Consider the following 18,600-nt stretch of genomic DNA (forward strand, 5'->3'; position numbering starts at 1 on the left):
GTGATCAAGGATGTCCTCCTTCTCCTCGCGGGAGCCCTTATCGGCTACATAGTTCAAGTTCTTGGTGAGAAAATTCGTCACGTTGGTGATGACTATGAGCTATGGGCTGATCTTCGAGCTGTCAGTCTGAAAGCGAAGAGCCACAACGCTCTAGCTGACCTAGAGTATCGATGGCGCGACAAGCTTGTCGACAATCCTCATGTCGTTGATGTGTATTTCTGGAGTGCCGGGAAAAGGGACATCACCGCGGATATGTTTGGTGGCAACACGGTCGCCTTCGACTTGAAGGTTCCACTGCTGGGTGAGTTAACTGACGGTGAATACAGGCACATCGCTGAGGGATCATTTGTCGCTTCCGAGGACGGCAAACTCACGATGCACCCGATGCTAATTAGACACAACGGCGTTTATCATGCTCGATTTGTAACAGATGGCAGGCCAACTCATCACGTTAGAGCCGAGATAGCTAACGTTGAGGCTATTCGGTCGGTCTCCAGAGAAAAGAGATTCCCGACCGCATTGAACCTAAGGTTGAGCCGCATTGGAGGAGTGGTATTTAAGCTGGCATTCTCAAGCTTCTTGATCATTCTTGCCGCGCTTGTGGTGTGGGGATGGATTTGGGAGGTGGAAGCGTTTTCAGAGTCCTTCCGTGACGCCGGCCAAGGGATCATCCGCGCTGCGTCCGTATGGGGGCTACCAATATCTCTATTGTCGTTCCTTCTTGGAGCCTTCTTGCGGTCGAGAGGTTCAACGATATCTAGGCGTGCTCGACGCGCAGTTCGCGAATTGCGGAAATCATTGAAAGACAAACGAGCCCTTGTCTGGTTGGGCGTCTAGGTGTGCTTTCAGCACTTTTGTCGATGTGACCAAGTTCACGGGTTCTTCTGGTCCTTCGCGGCGTACATGCGCTCTTTCATTCAGTCTGGTGACATCACTTGTGAGTTTTCCTACTTGCCTGGGGAGATCGACACTAGTTGGTCATGATTAGTCGAGGCGGCAAATTCAGGTCTTGTCGGTGAGAGGACTGCCCCCTCACTTGCCCTTCACGGGTGGGTGAGGGGGCTTTTGTCGTTGGTGGATGCGCGTACGCTGTGCTCATGTGCGGGAGAGTCATTGTCGACTACGACGAGAACATGGGCGTGGCCAAGGGGACTGAGCTCGCGGGCTGGCTTACTGAGCGGCCGGCGGGCTATCAGCCGAGCTGGAACTTGAAGCCGACGCAGCCTATCCCTGTAGCGTTTCACTGACCATAAAGACGGCGAGCACCGATTCGAGTATGCGTACTGGTCGCTTGTCCCGATCTGGTCGAAGGAACTCAAGACGAAGTTCCCCACGTTTAACGCACGCTCTGAGACGGCAGCGGAAAAGGCCAGCTTCAAAGCGTCGGTGAAGAACCGGCGCTGCATCATCCCGGTCACCGGATTCTACGAATGGACGGGCCCGAAAACGAGTCGGACTTCGCACGCGATCTTCGGCCCTGACCCAATCATCCCCATGGCCGGCCTCTACTCTTGGTGGCACGAACCAGACGCCGGTGATGATGAGGGATGGCATCTCACCGCGACGATCCTTACACGTGCATCTTCTGGTGTGATGGAACCGCTGCATGACCGAATGCCGGTCTTCATGTCAGACGAGCTGCTGGGGGACTGGCTGGACCCGGAGACTTCCGGTGATCAGCTATTGATGGATGCTGTCTCGGAGGCGTCGCTGCCGATCAGTGAGCAGCTGCGCGAGTATGCGGTGAAGCCGTTGCGTGGTGATGGGCCGGAGCTAATTCTGCCCGCTTGACCTTGGTGCCTGGCCCGCTGTCTCAGGTCGCTGTCCCGCGGTATGGGCGGCGTTGGGTGGGGCCTGCTGTGCGAGCTTCTGCCTAGCCTCATGCCACTGTCGGCTTCCTGGTGGGTAACCGTTGCCGTCTGGTTCGTGTCGCTTGAGCCAGGGGACTGCATCGCCGGCTTCGCGTAGGGAAGTGTAGATGCCAACCATTCTGCGTGCAGCGGGGTTGAGTTCCCACTTCATGACTATGTAGCGTACGGCGCCGCATTGTGGGGTTTCGGTGCTCAAAACACTCGGAGTAGTGGGGTGATCAGAACGCTCTAGGCAATAGCCAATTGTACTGCTCATGCTTAGACTCAGAATTGCTGTGATTAATCTTAATGAAAGGAACGTTTTGAAAATTAGAAACATTATTACGGGCTGCGCCGCAGCCTTGCTTCTCGTATCAACGTCAACCTCAGCGGCACTGGCGGGCGACGAAGATAGCGCGTTCGCAGATAACGTCCCAGTTATAACTGAGGAAATTGAAGGCGCCGAGCAAATAGACGGGAAAGTGACATTCGAGTCAGATCAAACACAGCTCACGGTACTCCCGTCAACTGCCCCTGAACCAACGGCGGCTGAGTTGGCGGCAAAGGCGCGCTACATCACTTGCAACCTCAACGTCGAGAATGTCCACCCCTCTGCGCACGTATCCGGGACGATTAACGGTGTTGCAAAGATCACCTGTGATGCGGCAGCGGGTAGTTTGACGCTGCATTACTCATTGATCCGAGTTTCGCCAAATAACAAGCAATGGGCTGCACCGTCTAAGTCGAATGCGGGCAAGAAGACGATTCAGAACAACAAGGGTGTGCCATGCAGCAACGGCCCTGCTAAGTTCCAGGGCTGGGCGCAAGGGCAGCTCACGCCTCCTGCTGGATACCAAGTCCTTGGGGATGCGACATCAAACAAGTGGGGCAAGACGCTCCAAGTAGCGTGTGGTGGAGCGAAACGTGCGGCCGTCGAGACTCCTGAGAATGCAGAGACGCTCACCGTTACCTTTGTGCGTAACGATATTTCGGAGTAGCTAAGCGCTCCGTAGAGATGCTGCGCCCTCGTGTGACGTGGAACACTCGGAGTCCACGTCACACGAGAGGAGCAAAACGACCTATCTCTACGACCTCACCCTCGTTGGGGTTTGTCCCGGCAAGGCGCAAAAGGCTGGAAGCCCTAGGTTCGAGAAATCCAGTTTCATCTGATTCATCTGCTTCTACGAACAACTCGTACGGCCCGTCGTGTCTTTTTGAGTTCAGCCAACTGAGTGCTTCAAACACATCGGACGCTTCCAAAAGCACATATGCGTCCAGCGCCCATGCCTCGCCTGACTCCTCCCACAAGTTCACCCGATACACCGGGGATGACGTTGTGTATTCAGGCTCGGCATGAACTGTCGGCAAGATTTTCATGGGAGTCACGATACCTGAAGGCTTCAAGATCCGATACGTCCCCCTCAGGGTCTTCGATTGCTTGCTTAAGGTACGGCAACAGCTCCCTGGGAGTTGGTGTAGAAGTGCGAGTAGCGCTTGAGCCACATCTTCAGGCGTATCGTCGTCTGCCTAGAATTGTGCGACCACATCTGCGATCTGCTCACGCGTTCGTGCGACTAGTGCAGCACCCCACACAGCACGGGCGACGCTCGCAGCTGTTTCGAGATCCTGGCAGGGTAATTCCGGGTGGATTGAGTTCTGCCGTTCCACTTCTGCGCGTGCGGGGATACGCCCGGTCAGGGGCGGTCATTTCCCGCAGCGCCATGATGCGATCGATCATTCCTCTCGGCATCCACGAAAGGAGCAGCGCGCCGTCAGGGATCTGGCATGCAGCTTTCGCGGACGCCCAGTCGGGACCTTCACCCACCACCTCGATGATCTCGAACTTCGAAATGTCCCGAGTGGTGGGGTCCTCGACCATGGCGGCACCGAGAGCAATACGACCACGAGCAAACATGGCTATAGCGTAGCCCCGCGAAGCGCCCCGCAATTATCACTTGCGCCCCGTTTGCGACCCACACCTATATGTGAAGCGAGCCACAAACGGAAAAACCCCCGGCGTGACCGGGGGTTTTGTCTGTGCGCGATACTGGGATCGAACCAGTGACCTCTTCCGTGTCAGGGAAGCGCGCTACCGCTGCGCCAATCGCGCCTATACAGGCTATTTTGTTGTAGAGAGGTGGCGACGGGATTCGAACCCGTGTATACGGCTTTGCAGGCCGCTGCCTCGCCTCTCGGCCACGCCACCGTATGGTGTTGCCACCTATTCAATTAATTGCAGCAATTGACCGAAGTCAATTACCAGAGCGGATGACGAGATTCGAACTCGCGACCCTCACCTTGGCAAGGTGATGCGCTACCACTGCGCTACATCCGCATGTTCACGTTGTTCCGTGTACTTGAATGACTATAGAGGGGTTTTGGCATACCGCGCAAATTAGCCCGGCGTCCCCGGGCGCGCCGCTGCGTTGAGCCGCATTTTTCCGCCGTTTTTCGACTTGTTTGCCGATTCGGGGCGAAGGATGCGGGTGGTGGCGGATACTGTGGACACATGGCGAAGAACACCCGCTCCCCGCTCAAGCGCGGCCTGTGGATCGTGTTCTTCTTGCTGCTCATCGGCGCGGTTGTCTTCGCGGCGACGTATCGCCAGGAGATCAAAGATCACTTCTCGGCGGCAGGATTCGAACCCAGCCAGAGAGTCACCGAGGTCCTTTCTTCGCTGCGCCTTTCCGAGGCTGGGGAGCGAGTGTTTCTCGCAACGCACCCGACGGTCGACGGCAGCCAGAACTTCAACGAGCAGTGCGCGGAGGTGGACCACTCCGAGGAGGGGCACGTGCTGGGGTGTTTCACTCACGACCGCATCCACCTCTACGACGTGACTGATGACCGGGTGACGGGAATCGTTGAGGTGACAGCGGCACACGAGCTGCTGCACGCAACATTTGCGAGGCTCGGGGAGGGGGATCGCGCGGCCCTCAGCGCGAAACTGCGGCAGGAGTATGACCGGATGTCTGCAACGGATCCGGATCTGAAAGAGCGCATGTCGGTGTACGAGCACCTCTCCGACACTGCGTTTGCGAATGAGTTGCACTCGGTGCTCGGCACCGAGGTGCGCGAGCTCCCTGGTTGGCTCGAGCGCCACTATGAGCAGTGGTTTCGTGATCGCCGCTCAATTGTGGACGCGTTCGCCTCCTATCACGCAGTGTTTGTCGACCTTCAGAACCAGGCTGACAGCATTCGCTCCGAGATGAAAGCGCTGCGTGCCGACGTCGAAGCACGCAAGGTGGCCTATGGAGACGCGGTCGATCAGTTCAACGCAGATGCGGCCGACTTTGGTGCGCGAAACGAGCGCTTCGAGTTCTCCGCAGCACCAGATGAGTTTGAGCGCATCCGAGCAGAGCTTGAGTGGCGCCGCGGCGATCTCGAGGTGACGCTCACGGGACTGCAAGCGGATATTGATCGCTACAACGCGCTCCGGGACCAGCTCACCGCACTCAGTGAGGTGAGCTCGGATCTCGACCAGCAGCTCAACAGCGATCTTGCCCCTGTCACGACACGCCCGACCGAATAGGGGACTCGGCCCGTGAATCCGCGGCACGCACCCCTCATGTCACGCGTGGCCCTGAATCCGTGTACTATCGATCAAGTTGGCACGGCCCGAAAGGGCACACGCAACGGGCGATTGGCGCAGTTGGTAGCGCGCTTCCTTCACACGGAAGAGGTCATCAGTTCGAGTCTGGTATCGCCCACAAACAAACCCCCGGCCTTCCCGGGGGTTTTTGTGTTTCTCTGAGCTGACTGTCCGGTTTTTAGCGCTGCTGCAAGCTCGCGAGCCGCCGCACTCCCTCGCGCAACTCTGGTTCCGCGGCAGCTCCGAAGGAGAGTCGCACATACGGCGCGGGTGGCTCATCAGCGTAGAAATGCCGACCGTCTCCGACGAGCACTCCAGCAGCGTGCGCAGCGGTGACCACTTCGCGCGTGTCTGTCCCGTGTGGCAGGCGGAGCCACAGGTGCAGTCCACCGCGAGGAATCATGGGGATTCGAGCTGCTGGGAGTGAGCTCGTGACCGCCTCGACAAGCACGTCTCTTCGCACCGCAAGCTCGCTGCGCACTCGTTTCAGGTGCCGCTGCCACGCTCCGGAGGTGAGGAGTTCCAGCGCCGTCTCTTGCAGCACCGGAGCGACGCAGAGGTCGTCGGCGACCCGTGCCGCTCTGAGGCGTTCGCCAGCCGGCCCGCGCGCGATGATCGCACCAAGACGGAGCCCGGGAGAGATCGGCTTTGACAGCGTCATGACGGACACAACGTGTCCGTCAGGGGCTGAAGCGAAGAGGGGTGCTGGCGCGGGCTCGTCAATGCTGAGTTGCCGCGCCCAGTCATCCTCGATGATGAACGCTCCGTGGGCGACGGCGAGCGCCACGACCGCGCGTCTGCGCTCCGCACTCAGCACGACCCCTGTCGGATTCGCGTAGCTCGGCTGCAGGTAGATCACTCGCGCACGGGTACGCTCGAGCTCTGCAGCGAGTTGGTCAACGAGGATCCCGTGGTCGTCGCTCGGCACTGCGGCGATCCGCAAGCCCGCGCTCTGAGCCGCCAGGATCGCACCGGGGTAACTCGGGCTTTCCGTAATAACGGTGCTCCCGGGCTCTGCGAGTGTACGCATCGCGTACACGAGTCCCTGCTGTCCGCCCGCCACCACGAGCACTTCGGAGGGGTCGGCTCGGTATTCGGCAGCGAGTACGCGGCGGAGTTCGACGGATCCGGCCGGGGGAGTCATGGCCCACGTGCGCGGTGACTTTGCGGCCCGTGCGCCGATCCGGTGCAGTTCTGGTCCGGGCTGGAGTTCAGGAGCGAGATAGCCCCAGGAGAGCGGGATGAGGTGTGGGGACCCGTAGTTCCCCAGTCGTGAGGCACGGTCTGGATCGACACGCACGGGGCCGAGTGCCTGTGACTGCCAGGCGAAGTCCGGCTCGGACACACGCTGCCGGCCCAGTGCAAAGGTGCCGCGCCCGGGCTCAGCCCGCACTTTCCCGAGCGCGGTGAGCTCCGCCAGCGCCGCCGAGATCGTCGCGGGGCTCGCGCGGAACTCCGCTGCGAGTTCGCGCACGCCTGGAAGTTTGGTGCCAGCCGACATCTCCAACAGCCGCGCACTGAGTGCAGCGGCAATCTCAGCCGACCTGTTATTCTGAATCATGAGGCTAGTCAATAACGTTACCCACCTTTTCGGCAAGTTGTTACTGATGAAATCCGGTCCCCGCGGCCCTCCCACGTGCGCATATTTGCCCCGCACACACCATCACACACTGACACAAGGAACAACACATGACTTCGCCTACCGCCATCGTCCGCCCGATCGAGCCTGCAGACCAGGCCCGCTGGCGCCAACTGTTTCGTGAGTACCGCGCGTTCTACCTTTTGCCGGAGTCAGAGGAGATCGTGACTCGGGCCTGGGAGTGGTTCATGGATCCCGCGCACACCTCCAACGCCCTCGTCGCTGAGGTGCACGGCGAAATCGTCGGGTTCGCGCACCACCGCCCTGTGGTGGCACCATCGCTCGGTGTCACCGCCCGCTTCCTCGATGATCTCTTCACAGATCCTGCAGCGCGTGGCCGGGGCGTTGGACGCGCGCTCATCACCAAACTGCGTGAGATTGCCGCTGCCGAGGGGAGCGGCTTCGTGCAGTGGGTCACTGCCGAGGACAATCACCAGGCACAGGCTCTGTACAACACGCTCGCCACGCGCACGAGCTGGGTCACGTATGAGGCAACTCCGGGCGCCTAACTCCGGGCGGCAGGGGAGCCCGGCCTCGTGCCGGGCACCCCTGCGTTTCCTGGACGTCCGGCAAACGCTAGAATTGACGGGTCCGTATCCTCACCCCGAAGGAGTGTGCCCACGTGGCCGATGGCTTCTCCCTGTTCACTGATCGCTCGATCGTCGCAATCCGCCTCAACGGCGAACTCCGCGACCTGGCAACAGAGGTCACTGACACGGACACGGTTGAGCCCGTCTCCATCGAATCGGAAGACGGGCTGAACATTCTCCGGCACTCAGCCGCACACGTACTGGCACAGGCTGTGCAGCGCATCAACCCGGAAACCACACTCGGGATTGGCCCGCCCATCACCGATGGTTTCTACTACGACTTCGATCCGGCCGAACCGTTCACGCCGGAAGACCTGAAGGCGATCTCCGCTGAAATGCAGAAAATCGTCAAGCAGGGTCAGCGTTTCGTGCGCCGTGTCGTGACCGAAGACGAGGCACGTGCCGAGCTCGCGAACGAGCCATACAAGCTCGAGCTCATTGGGCTCAAGGGCGGCGCCGCTGAGGGGGGCGACAACGAGAACGTTGAGGTCGGCGGCGCCGAACTGACGATCTACGACAACGTTGACCCGAAGACCGGCGAGGTCTGCTGGAAGGATCTCTGCCGCGGGCCCCACGTTCCGAGCACACGAGTCATCGGCAACGGCTGGGCGCTCATGCGCAGCGCAGGGGCCTACTGGCGCGGCAGCGAGGCAAACCCGATGCTGCAGCGCATCTATGGCACCGCTTGGCCCACGAAGGATGAGCTTCGCGCCTACCAGACACGCTTAGAGGAGGCGGCAAAGCGCGACCACCGCAAGCTCGGCGTCGAACTTGATCTGTTCAGTTTCCCCGATGAAATTGGTTCGGGTCTCGCAGTGTTCCACCCGAAGGGTGGCATCATCCGCCACGAGATTGAAAACTACATGCGCACGGAGCTGTTGAAGAACGGCTACGAGGTCGTCAATAGCCCGCATATCACGAAGGGTTCGCTGTTCGAGACGAGCCAGCACCTGAACTGGTACAAGGACGGAATGTTCCCGGCCATGCACCTCGACGAGGTCAAGGACGCGGACGGCAACGTCACGAAGCAGGGCCAGGACTATTACCTGAAGCCGATGAACTGCCCCTTCCACAATCTGATCTTCCGTGCGCGGGCCCGCAGCTATCGTGAGTTGCCGCTGCGTCTCGCGGAGTTCGGCACGGTGTACCGCTACGAGAAATCGGGCACGCTCTCCGGCCTCACCCGCGTGCGCGGCTTGACGCAGGACGATGCGCACATCTACGTCACCGATGAACAGGTCAAGGGCGAGATCAAGAAGCAACTGGAGTTTGTCTTCGACACCTTGCGCGCATACGGTCTGAACGATTTCTACCTCGAGCTCTCCACCCGTGACCCTGAAAAGTCGGTGGGCACCGAAGCGCAGTGGGCTGACGCGGAGCAGACGCTGCGCGAGATCGGTGAGGAATCGGGCCTCGAGCTCGTCGCCGATCCCGGCGGTGCGGCGTTCTACGGACCCAAGATCTCGGTCCAGGCGCGGGATGCGATTGGGCGCACATGGCAGCTTTCGACCGTGCAGCTTGACTTCAATCAGCCAGCGCTGTTCGAGCTCGAGTACGCGGCAGCCGACGGTACCCGCAAGCAGCCGGTCATGATTCACCGTGCGCTGCTCGGATCAGTGGAGCGATTCTTCGCGATCCTGCTTGAGCACTACGCCGGCGCGTTCCCCGTTTGGCTCTCTCCAACCCAGGTCGTTGGGATTCCGGTCGCCGAGCAGTACGGTCCATATCTCGACGACGTGATCGCGCAGTTGCGTGCCCGAGGTGTTCGCGCCGAGGTCGACCACAGCGACGATCGCATGCCGAAGAAGATTCGTACGCACACGAAGGGCAAGATCCCGTTCCAGCTCATTGCAGGCGAGGAGGACCGCGCCGCCGGCGCAGTTTCCTTCCGGTTCCGGGATGGCACGCAGCTCAACGGCGTTCCGGTCTCCGAGGCCATCGAGCGGATCGTGGGCTCGATCGAGTCGCATGAGCAGGTGTCGACGGCGTGGACCGCGTAGAAGATCTCAACACCACCGCCGCGGTGGGCACCCCGGACGACATGGAGCGGCTGTGGGTGCCCCACCGTATGGTGTACGTCAAGGATCACCACCAGCCTGATCACCGGGACTGCCCGTTCTGTGAAGCGCCGTCGAAGACCGACGAGGATGCCCTCATCGTGGCACGCGGCACCACCGCATATGTCATCCTGAACCTGTTTCCGTATAACACGGGCCACATGCTGGTGTGCCCGTACCGCCACATCGCAGGGTATGACGAGGCGACTGCCGAAGAGGTTGCCGAGATCGGCGAGCTCACACAGCGCGCGATGCGGATCGCACGCGAGGTGATGGGGTGCGACGGATTCAACCTCGGCATGAACCAGGGCGCGATCGCGGGCGCGGGTGTAGCCGCGCATCTGCACCAGCACATCGTGCCACGGTGGGCATCTGACGCAAACTTCTTCCCGATCATCGCGAGAACCAAAGCTCTGCCGCAGCTCCTCGGCGAGGTCAGAGAGAAGCTGGCGACTGCGTGGGCCGATCCTCCTGACGGGGTCTAGCGCGCACGCGCTCTCTGCGTCGTTGCGTCGATTCCTCCCGAGTACTCTGAAAGTAGACTTTCCCGAAACGTTAGGAGTCCGAAGTGTCCGGACATTCCAAGTGGGCAACCACGAAGCACAAGAAGGCCATCATCGATTCGCGCCGCGCGAAGGCCTTTGCGAAGTACATCAAGAACATTGAGGTGGCGGCTCGGATCGGTGGCGCCGACATGTCGGGGAACCCGACTCTTGTTGACGCAGTGCAAAAGGCAAAGAAGAACTCGGTTCCCGGTGACAACATCGACCGGGCAATCAAGCGCGGGGCGGGCCTCGACGGCGAGGCCGTTGAGTACACCACGATCATGTATGAAGGCTACGGACCCAACGGTGTCGCGCTCATGATCGAGTGTCTGACCGACAACAAGAACCGAGCGGCAGCAGAGGTGCGCACTGCGTTGAACCGCAACGGTGGAACTCTCGCCGATCCAGGCAGTGTCGCGTACAACTTCGCGCGCAAGGGTGTCATTACGGTTCCAGCGGCGGACACGACTGAGGACGACGTCCTCGTAGCGGTGCTCGAGGCCGGCGCTGAGGAAGTCAACCCGACCCCCAATGGTGAAGCATTCGAAGTGCTGACCGATCCGTCCGATCTCGTTGCAGCGCGTACCGCTCTCGTTGACGCCGGCATTGACTATGACTCGGCCGACGCCGAGTTTGTTCCGAACCTGAAGGTGGAAATCGACGCGAACACGGCCCGCACGGTGTTCCGCCTCATCGACGCGCTCGAAGACAGCGACGATGTGCAGAACGTATTCTCCAACTTCGACCTCACCGCAGAAGTGCAGGCCGAACTCGCGAACGACGAGTAGCCGCTCCGCTTAGGCGGTGCACCGCGACACGATGCGCATCATCGGCATCGACCCGGGCCTGACCCGCTGTGGCATCGGTATTGTCACAGCGGGTGCAGGCCGAACGGTCGAGTTTCAGCACGTTGAGGTGCTCACCAGTTCCTCGACGGCACCGCTGCCCGCGCGGTTGCATCTCCTGGGGTCGAGTATCCAGCGTCTCCTGGATGGGGAGAAGCCGGACGCAATCGCACTGGAGCGCGTGTTTGCGCAGGCCAATGTCGCGAGCGTCATGGGCGTTGCACAGATCAGCGGCGTCGTGATGTACCTGGCACAGGAACGGGGAATCCCCGTTGCGATGTACACGCCAAACGAGGTGAAGTCTCAGGTCACCGGCTACGGTTCCGCTGACAAAGCGCAAGTGACGACGATGGTGACGCGGCTATTGCGGCTCGCGTCGCCGCCGAAGCCCGCTGACGCCGCCGACGCGCTCGCGCTCGCGATTACCCACGCATGGCACCTCGGCCGCGGCGGCGCGATGGACCGGCAGCGCGGTGACGCTGTGCCAGGGGCAGAGACTCCGGCGCAGCGCGCATGGCGCGAGGCGGAGGCGAAGGCCGGTAGACGGCGAAGTGGTCCGCGAGCGTAATCACCGTGACACTACGCAGCGGCGACCGGTCCCGATTCAGCCGCGTGACGGCGCCTCGGGCCCGCCACCGCTGGGCGGATCAAGGTCTGGATCCCGCAGTTCTCGCAGGTCCAGTTCTACAGTGATGGCACCCGTGTGCAACGCTTCCTCAATAACCTGTTCAACTTGACGCTGACGCCGCAGGCGGATCCGGCTCAATGCCCGCTGCTCCGGCAGGCTCCACCCAAAGCGCACAGCAAGCAGCCGGAGCACTGCAGTCACGATCACACACGCCACTCCTGCGATCATCACGGGCACCCCGAGCGCGAGCAGTGCCGCCAGCGTTGATACTCCAACGAGGCTCGCCACTGCGTAGAGCGATCCGACGTGCATGAGCGCGATTGGGATATTCAACATCACGTCTCGCAGCACACCACCGCCCACGGCTGAAACTGTGCCGATGAACAGCGCGGGCACCACGGGAAGCCCCATCGCGAGCGCTTTCGTTGTGCCAATCGCGCCAAACATGCCAATGCTGAGGGCGTCGAGCACGGTGATCAACGGGTCAACTTTTTCCAGCAGACGCGAGAGCAGCATCCCAATGAAGGCTGCCCCGGTGGCGACAATGAGGTAGAGGTTTTCACTGAATGATGCCGGAGTGACGCCGAGCAGAATGTCACGGAGAAACCCGCCACCGATTCCGGAAGCCGTGCCGATAATTGCGACTCCGAGCAGATCGATCCGTTTGAACCCGGCAGCAAACATGGCTCCCTGGAGGCTGCCCACTCCGACCGCGATCAGGTCGATGGGCAGCGGAGTACGGAAAGTCTCGTCGAGCACGCTCCTATTCTCTCGTACCTCCGCTGATCGCGTGCTGCCCGGAGGAGCGATAGAGGGGCAGAACTACTCCGCGCGGCATTGTCAGCGGTGTGCGAGATAATGATGACGTGCCCCTCTACCGCGAACAAGGCGTTGTGCTCCGCACGCACAAACTGGGCGAAGCCGACCGCATCGTCACGTTTCTGACGCGCGGCCGTGGGCTGCTGCGTGCCGTCGCCAAAGGCGTACGCCGCACGTCTTCCAAGTTCGGTGCCCGGCTCGAGCCGTTCATGGTGACAGACTTCCAGTGTTTTGAGGGCCGCACCCTGGACACCGTGACGCAAGCGGAGACGCTCGGGTCATACGGGGCATCAATCAGTTCAGACTACGAGCGCTATCGCGCAGGCAGCGTGATGGTGGAAACCGCAGAGCGGCTCGCCGAGGGCGATCCTACTCCCGCGTTTTACACCCTGCTCGTCGGCGCACTGCGCACACTTGCCGCAGCCAGAATTCCTGCTGAACTGGTGCGAGACGGCTATCTGCTGCGTGCCCTGGCACACGCCGGCTGGACGCCCGGCTTCGTCGATTGTGTGCGCTGCGGCACTCCTGGGCCGCACACCTCGGTCGCCGTGCAGTTAGGCGGTGTCGTGTGCGAAAACTGTCGCCCGCCTGGCGTACCGCGCCTCGATCCCGGCAGCATTCTGCTGCTCCAAGCGCTCCTGGCCGGCGATTGGGATACCGCAGTCGCGGCACCGGAGCGCGAGCGTGGGCAAGCCGCGGGAATCGTCGCCGCCTACACGCAGTGGCACATCGAGCGCGGCCTACGCTCGTTCAGCACTCCCCGGCTCTAATCGAACACTAGACTTTTGCCCATGCACGCCGCACCTGACTCCCTCGTTCCGGTCGACTGGACGGGGGAGCACCCACCGCAGTTCCGTGGTCCGGCTCCGAAACACGTAGCAATCGTGATGGACGGCAATGGCCGCTGGGCCAACCAGCGCGGCCTCCCCAGAGTCGAAGGACATCGCATGGGAGAGCAAGCACTCCTCGACGTGGTTGCCGGAGCAATCCAGGCCGGCGTGACGCACCTCAGCGTCTACGCGTTCTCCACCGAGAATTGGCGCCGCTCGCCCGACGAAGTGCGGTTCCTGATGGGCTTCAACCGCGACGTCTTGCGTCGCAGGCGCGCCCAACTCGACGCTTGGAACGTGCGGATGCGCTGGGCTGGCCGCAAGCCGAAGCTCTGGGGCTCGGTCATCAACGAGCTGCGAGCATCTGAGCGCGCCACCGCCAACAACACGGGACTCACGTTGACCATGTGCGTGAACTACGGCGGCCGCAATGAGCTCGTAGATGCAGTTCGCGCCATCGCAGCAGATGTCGAGTCGGGCAGGCTCACACCGGGAGGCATCACTGAGCGCACGCTCGAGCGGCACCTGTATGTTCCCGAACTCCCGGACGTCGATCTGTTCCTGCGCAGCTCGGGAGAACAGCGCACGAGCAACTTTATGCTGTGGCAGTCCGCCTACGCAGAGATGGTGTTTTTGGACACGCTGTGGCCAGATTTCGGGCGCGCTGAACTCTGGCGCGCAATCCAGGTCTACCACGATCGAGATCGCCGCTTTGGCGGCGCAATTGACACCCCTGACGCGCCGAACCGGTGAGCTGCGTCGTTCGCGCTGGCGCGTGAGAGAATAGGGAGGTTATGACTTCCCAGACTCTTCGCGAATCCCCGCTTCGCATCGGGCCGCTTGAACTTGACGTGCCCGTGATCCTTGCCCCGATGGCCGGGATCACGAACACTGCGTTTCGTAGGCTCTGCCGCGAGTACGGCGCCGGGCTCTACGTCAGCGAGATGATCACGAGCCGCGCGCTGGTCGAACGCACGCCGGATTCGATGCGGCTCATCAAGCATCACGAGAGCGAAACCCCGCGTTCGATCCAGCTCTACGGAGTCGATCCGAAGACGGTATCCGAAGCCGTGCGTTTCTTGGTGGATCAGGACCTCGCCGATCACATCGATCTCAATTTCGGGTGCCCGGTCCCGAAGGTGACCCGCAAGGGGGGCGGGTCCGCGCTTCCCTGGAAGAGTGATCTTTTCCGGGCGATCGTCTCTGGCGCAGTCAAAGCCGCCGGTACGATCCCGCTCACCATCAAGATGCGCAAGGGGATCGACGAAGATCACCTCACCTACCTCGACGCAGCGCGAGCTGCAGAAGACGCGGGCGTCGCAGCCATCGCGCTTCACGGACGCACCGCAAACGAGTTCTACTCTGGCCAAGCCGATTGGTCGTCGATCGCGACGCTCAAGGAGACCATCACGAGCGTCCCGATCCTCGGCAACGGCGATATCTGGTCAGCGGAAGACGCGATCCGGATGGTCCGGGAAACGGGCTGCGACGGCGTCGTCGTCGGTCGGGGCTGTCTGGGACGCCCCTGGCTCTTCGGTGATCTTGCCGCGGCTTTTCGTGCGGAGGCCGGCGAGCTCAGTCAGGATGAGGCAGAGGCCGCGATCGCGCGACCCCCGCTTGGTTTCGTCATGGAGGCGATGCGTCGACACACTGAGTTGCTCGTGGAGTTCTATGACGGCGATGAGCCACACGCCTGCCGCGATATCCGCAAACACGTCGCCTGGTATTACAAGGGGTACGGTGTGGGAGGCGATACCCGGCGTGCTCTCGCGACCGTCGAGTCGATCACACAAATGGACGAGATCTTTGGCACGATGGACCGCAGCATGCCTTACCCGGGTGAAGGGGCTGAGGGGCAGCGCGGCCGTGCTGGTTCACCCAAGCGCGTGCACTTGCCAGACGGATGGTTGAATACCCGCACCAGTGAGGGCATCGACTACGCCGACCTCGCAGAGGCCGAGCGAGACGATTCCGGTGGTTGATCACGGCTTGCCAGCGGGGTATGGACCGGCCGATGCCGAGCGCTTCAGCCCGGAGACCCACGGGGGTGCGCGCAGCGATTTTGCGCGTGACCGCGCCCGCGTGCTGCACTCGAGCGGCTGGCGCCGGCTCGCCGCGAAGACCCAGGTGCTCAGCCCGACGGCGGGCATCGATTTCGCACGCAACCGGCTCACCCACTCGCTCGAAGTTGCGCAAATCGGCCGCGAGCTCGCAGTGTCACTCGGACTCGCGCAGGACGTCGTAGACACTGCGTGCCTTGCGCACGATCTCGGCCACCCGCCGTTCGGGCACAATGGCGAAAAGGCGCTGAACTCCTGGGCCGCCGACGCAGGTGGCTTCGAAGGCAATGCGCAAACCCTCCGGGTGCTCACCAGACTCGAACCGAAGCGGTTCGCTGCTGACGGCTCGAGTATTGGCCTCAACCTCACCCGCGCCACCCTTGATGCCAGCTGCAAGTACCCGTGGAGCTTGCCCGAGGCAGCGCCTGGAAGCATGAAGTTCGGGTACTTCGCCGACGATGAGCCGGTCTTCGCCTGGCTCCGGTCTGGCGCTCCGGATCGCATCAAGTGCGCGGAGGCACAGGTGATGGACCTCTCCGATGACATCGCGTACTCAGTGCACGACTTCGAAGACGCTGTGGTGAGCGAGTACATCGATCCTGAGATTTTGACGTCCCGGTCAGGCCACGACTCCCTCATCCGCGCCGTATCGGAGTGGGCCAGTGGCGACTTTACCAGCGATCAACTTGGCGCGGCCTTCGATCGGATCTCCGAGACGGCAACGTGGCTCACTCGCTGGGATGGATCCCGTGCGCACCAAGCACAACTGAAGAATTTCACGAGCGACATGATTGGCCGCTTCGCACGGACGGCAGTTTCCGCGACTCTCGCAGCGGCCGATGGCGTGCCCCTTGCGCGCTATGGCGCCAGCATCGTGGTGCCAGTCGAGATCCGCGCCGAAATCGCGGTGCTGAAAGGTATTGTCGCGGCGTTCGTCATGGCGAGCGGTCGCAGACAACCCACCTATCGACGGCAACGCGAACTCCTCACGGATCTCCTCGAAGCGCTGTGGGCAGCGGGGGAGTCAAGCCTGGAACCGGCATTCGCTGCCGATTACCGCGCCGCGAAAGACGAGGCCGGCGCGCGGCGCGCGGTCGTCGACCAGGTCGCTTCGCTGACAGACCAGTCCGCGATCTCCTGGCACAAACAGTTCTGCGACATCCCACTCGTCTAGCCCGGCGCAGCAGCACACACGACGGCGCTAAGCTGGCAGCTATGGCAGGCCGGATCCGCGCGAGCGACGTTGAGGAAGTGAAGCGACGCACGAACCTTGGTGACCTCGTGGGAGACTACGTCACGCTGAAAAGCGCTGGAATCGACTCAATGAAGGGGCTCTGTCCTTTCCACGACGAGCGCAGCCCGAGCTTCCACGTGCGCCCAGCACTCGGCTACTACCACTGCTTTGGGTGCGGCGAATCTGGCGACGCTTTCTCGTTCCTGCAGCGCATGGATCACCTCACCTTCGCAGAGTCAGTGGAGCGGCTCGCGGCCCGAATTCACTACGGACTCACCTATGAAGAGGGCGGATACACACGCGAAGAGGGTCCCAACCGTGCCCGGTTGCTCGCCGCGAACCAGGCCGCCGCCGCCTACTATGTCGCTCAGCTTGCCAGCGAAGAAGGCGCCGCTGGCCGCGCTTTCCTTGAGCAGCGGGGCTTTGACCCGGCAGCTGCAACGCTGTTCGGAGTCGGCTATGCGCCGCGCGGGTGGAGTCACCTCACCGATGCCTTGAAATCGCAGGGGTACACACCGGCTGAACTCGCACAGGCGGGACTCGTATCTGAAGGACAGCGCGGCGTTTACGACCGGTTCCGTGGCCGCGTGGTGTGGCCGATCCGCGACACAAGCGGGCAAACCCTGGGCTTCGGCGCACGGAAGCTCTACGACGATGACAACGGTCCGAAATACCTCAACACTCCGGAGACTCCGGTCTATCACAAGTCCCAGGTGCTCTACGGGCTCGACCTTGCCAAGCGAGCAATCTCGCGCGGCAAACGCGCCGTGGTTGTGGAGGGCTACACCGATGTGATGGCGTGCCACCTCGCAGGTATCGACACCGCGGTCGCCACCTGCGGCACCGCGTTTGGCAAGGACCACATCTCAATTCTGCGTCGGATCATGGGCGATGACTCGGCCGCCGAGGTCATCTTCACGTTCGATCCCGATGAAGCCGGCCAAAAAGCTGCGCTGCGGGCATTCAGCGAGGAAAAGCGATTCACCGCCCAGACCTACGTCGCCGTAGCTCCGGAGGGCTTCGACCCCTGCGATCTGCGTCTCCACCGCGGAGATGAGGCCGTGCGCGAGCTGTTTACCCGGAAGCAGCCGCTGTTCGAATTCGCACTGCGGCAGGCCGTGTCACGCTTCGATCTGAACTCCGTTGAAGGCCGCGTTTCGGCGCTGCGCGCCTCCGCACCGATCGTTGCGGAAATCAAGGACCCGTCGCTGCGACCCGGGTATGCCCGGGAACTCGCACGGATGCTGGGCGTCGAGCTCGGTGAAGTTCAACACGCAGTCCGCACAGCGGAGCGCGCGCCGCAAGCCCCACGTGGAGGCCAGCACGAACCCCGAGGCGCGTACCAAGACTCAAGCCCGATGTCACAGGATCCACAGTGGCAGGGCGCGCCTCAGCAGCAGCCAGCGCCGACAGCGGTGAAGTTGTCAATGCTGCGCAACACACCAACCACGAGGCTCGAGCGCGACGCGCTCATGGCGATGCTCCAGCTCGGTGACTCGGTCGGCGCGGAGCTGCTCCAGCAGGCGGCAACCGCGCAAGTATCGGAGCCGCATCTTCGCGTGGCCCGAGATGCGATCGCCGCGGCCCTGCCAGCGCTCGGCACCCCCGGCTGGATCGACACCGTGGTGGCCGCGGCGCCTGACACCCACAAGGGATTGCTCCGTGAACTCGCGGTCGTGCCGATGCCGGAACGCCGGCCCGACCAACTCGCGATCTACGCCAAGGACGTGATCGTCTCCCTTTTGGACCGCGACCTCGTCGGGCTCAAGCAAGAACTGTTGGCACGGATGCAGCGCATTGGCGATTCCTCTGATGCGGCGTCCAGACGCTTACAGGAACAACTCGTGGCACTCGAGGCAGCGAGACGCGGGCTACGCGAAGAATAGCCGAGGCGGCGGGCCGCCCGGTTTCAGC

General features: G+C 62.0%; 18 protein-coding genes and 4 tRNA genes. 16 read left to right on the top strand and 6 right to left on the bottom strand.

Annotation, left to right across the window (positions count from 1 at the left end; all coding sequences use genetic code 11):
• From K1X41_RS01440 to K1X41_RS01455, 4 genes are all read left to right on the top strand, one after another.
• On the top strand, window positions 1-837 hold the full coding sequence (locus K1X41_RS01440) for a hypothetical protein (RefSeq protein ID WP_220175158.1): 837 nt from the start codon (window positions 1-3) through the stop codon (window positions 835-837).
• A 260-nt stretch (window positions 838-1,097) separates the two neighbouring features.
• Window positions 1,098-1,247 carry an SOS response-associated peptidase gene (locus K1X41_RS01445; RefSeq protein ID WP_220175159.1) on the top strand — a complete coding sequence of 50 codons (150 nt, stop codon included), beginning with the start codon at window positions 1,098-1,100 and terminating at the stop codon, window positions 1,245-1,247.
• 52 nt (window positions 1,248-1,299) lie between these two features.
• Window positions 1,300-1,791 (top strand): SOS response-associated peptidase, encoded by a 492-nt coding sequence (locus K1X41_RS01450; protein WP_220175750.1) that lies wholly within the window; start codon window positions 1,300-1,302, stop codon window positions 1,789-1,791.
• A gap of 355 nt (window positions 1,792-2,146) precedes the next feature.
• Window positions 2,147-2,848 carry a hypothetical protein gene (locus K1X41_RS01455; protein WP_220175160.1) on the top strand — a complete coding sequence of 234 codons (702 nt, stop codon included), beginning with the start codon at window positions 2,147-2,149 and terminating at the stop codon, window positions 2,846-2,848.
• 58 nt (window positions 2,849-2,906) lie between these two features.
• Here the strand turns inward: K1X41_RS01455 and K1X41_RS01460 are convergent, their stop codons facing one another.
• The 4 genes from K1X41_RS01460 to K1X41_RS01475 form a co-directional block, all read right to left on the bottom strand.
• Window positions 2,907-3,227 (bottom strand): hypothetical protein, encoded by a 321-nt coding sequence (locus tag K1X41_RS01460; protein ID WP_220175161.1) that lies wholly within the window; start codon window positions 3,225-3,227, stop codon window positions 2,907-2,909.
• Between the two features lie 661 nt (window positions 3,228-3,888).
• Window positions 3,889-3,960 (bottom strand) — tRNA-Val (locus K1X41_RS01465).
• Between the two features lie 25 nt (window positions 3,961-3,985).
• Window positions 3,986-4,056, bottom strand: a tRNA-Cys gene (locus K1X41_RS01470).
• A gap of 57 nt (window positions 4,057-4,113) precedes the next feature.
• Window positions 4,114-4,185, bottom strand: a tRNA-Gly gene (locus K1X41_RS01475).
• 174 nt (window positions 4,186-4,359) lie between these two features.
• Between K1X41_RS01475 and K1X41_RS01480 the strand changes: the two genes are divergently transcribed.
• Window positions 4,360-5,379, top strand: coding sequence for a hypothetical protein (locus tag K1X41_RS01480; protein ID WP_133616659.1), 1,020 nt, complete (start codon window positions 4,360-4,362; stop codon window positions 5,377-5,379).
• A gap of 105 nt (window positions 5,380-5,484) precedes the next feature.
• Window positions 5,485-5,557, top strand: a tRNA-Val gene (locus K1X41_RS01485).
• A 60-nt stretch (window positions 5,558-5,617) separates the two neighbouring features.
• On the opposite strand, the gene K1X41_RS01490 is transcribed toward K1X41_RS01485, so the two are convergent.
• Window positions 5,618-7,000, bottom strand: a complete 1,383-nt coding sequence (locus K1X41_RS01490; protein WP_220175162.1) for an aminotransferase-like domain-containing protein — start codon at window positions 6,998-7,000, stop codon at window positions 5,618-5,620.
• A gap of 128 nt (window positions 7,001-7,128) precedes the next feature.
• Between K1X41_RS01490 and K1X41_RS01495 the strand changes: the two genes are divergently transcribed.
• The 5 genes from K1X41_RS01495 (at window position 7,129) to ruvC (ending at window position 11,683) form a co-directional block, all read left to right on the top strand.
• A complete protein-coding gene (locus K1X41_RS01495) occupies window positions 7,129-7,587 on the top strand; it encodes a GNAT family N-acetyltransferase (protein ID WP_220175163.1) in 459 nt (152 codons plus the stop codon).
• Between the two features lie 113 nt (window positions 7,588-7,700).
• Complete coding sequence (gene thrS / locus K1X41_RS01500; RefSeq protein ID WP_220175164.1) at window positions 7,701-9,668, top strand: threonine--tRNA ligase; 1,968 nt, start codon at window positions 7,701-7,703, stop codon at window positions 9,666-9,668.
• Window positions 9,656-10,210 (top strand): HIT family protein, encoded by a 555-nt coding sequence (locus tag K1X41_RS01505; protein WP_396426495.1) that lies wholly within the window; start codon window positions 9,656-9,658, stop codon window positions 10,208-10,210. Before thrS ends, K1X41_RS01505 begins: the two co-directional genes overlap by 13 nt.
• 83 nt (window positions 10,211-10,293) lie before the next feature.
• A complete protein-coding gene (locus K1X41_RS01510; protein WP_132203331.1) occupies window positions 10,294-11,058 on the top strand; it encodes a YebC/PmpR family DNA-binding transcriptional regulator in 765 nt (254 codons plus the stop codon).
• Window positions 11,059-11,089: 31 nt separating this feature from the next.
• Window positions 11,090-11,683, top strand: a complete 594-nt coding sequence (gene ruvC, locus K1X41_RS01515; RefSeq protein WP_132204047.1) for a crossover junction endodeoxyribonuclease RuvC — start codon at window positions 11,090-11,092, stop codon at window positions 11,681-11,683.
• Window positions 11,684-11,719: 36 nt separating this feature from the next.
• Here the strand turns inward: ruvC and K1X41_RS01520 are convergent, their stop codons facing one another.
• The gene (locus K1X41_RS01520; RefSeq protein WP_133616661.1) at window positions 11,720-12,502 is read right to left on the bottom strand and encodes a trimeric intracellular cation channel family protein; all 783 of its coding nucleotides are present in this window, start codon (window positions 12,500-12,502) and stop codon (window positions 11,720-11,722) included.
• Window positions 12,503-12,609: 107 nt separating this feature from the next.
• On the opposite strand from K1X41_RS01520, the gene recO reads away from it, so the two are divergent.
• From recO to dnaG, 5 genes are read left to right on the top strand one after another with little or no spacing between them, the layout of a single operon-like run.
• On the top strand, window positions 12,610-13,332 hold the full coding sequence (gene recO / locus K1X41_RS01525) for a DNA repair protein RecO (RefSeq protein ID WP_132203335.1): 723 nt from the start codon (window positions 12,610-12,612) through the stop codon (window positions 13,330-13,332).
• 21 nt (window positions 13,333-13,353) lie between these two features.
• Window positions 13,354-14,145 (top strand): isoprenyl transferase, encoded by a 792-nt coding sequence (locus K1X41_RS01530; protein WP_132203337.1) that lies wholly within the window; start codon window positions 13,354-13,356, stop codon window positions 14,143-14,145.
• Window positions 14,146-14,186: 41 nt separating this feature from the next.
• The gene (gene dusB / locus K1X41_RS01535; RefSeq protein WP_132203339.1) at window positions 14,187-15,374 is read left to right on the top strand and encodes a tRNA dihydrouridine synthase DusB; all 1,188 of its coding nucleotides are present in this window, start codon (window positions 14,187-14,189) and stop codon (window positions 15,372-15,374) included.
• Window positions 15,367-16,626, top strand: coding sequence for a deoxyguanosinetriphosphate triphosphohydrolase (locus tag K1X41_RS01540; RefSeq protein WP_133616663.1), 1,260 nt, complete (start codon window positions 15,367-15,369; stop codon window positions 16,624-16,626). The genes dusB and K1X41_RS01540 overlap by 8 nt, the downstream gene beginning before the upstream one ends.
• Window positions 16,627-16,667: 41 nt before the next feature.
• The gene (gene dnaG, locus K1X41_RS01545) at window positions 16,668-18,572 is read left to right on the top strand and encodes a DNA primase (RefSeq protein WP_220175165.1); all 1,905 of its coding nucleotides are present in this window, start codon (window positions 16,668-16,670) and stop codon (window positions 18,570-18,572) included.
• Window positions 18,573-18,600: the final 28 nt, after the last annotated feature.

Source organism: Leucobacter luti, from assembly GCF_019464495.1.
GTDB lineage: Bacteria > Actinomycetota > Actinomycetes > Actinomycetales > Microbacteriaceae > Leucobacter > Leucobacter luti_A.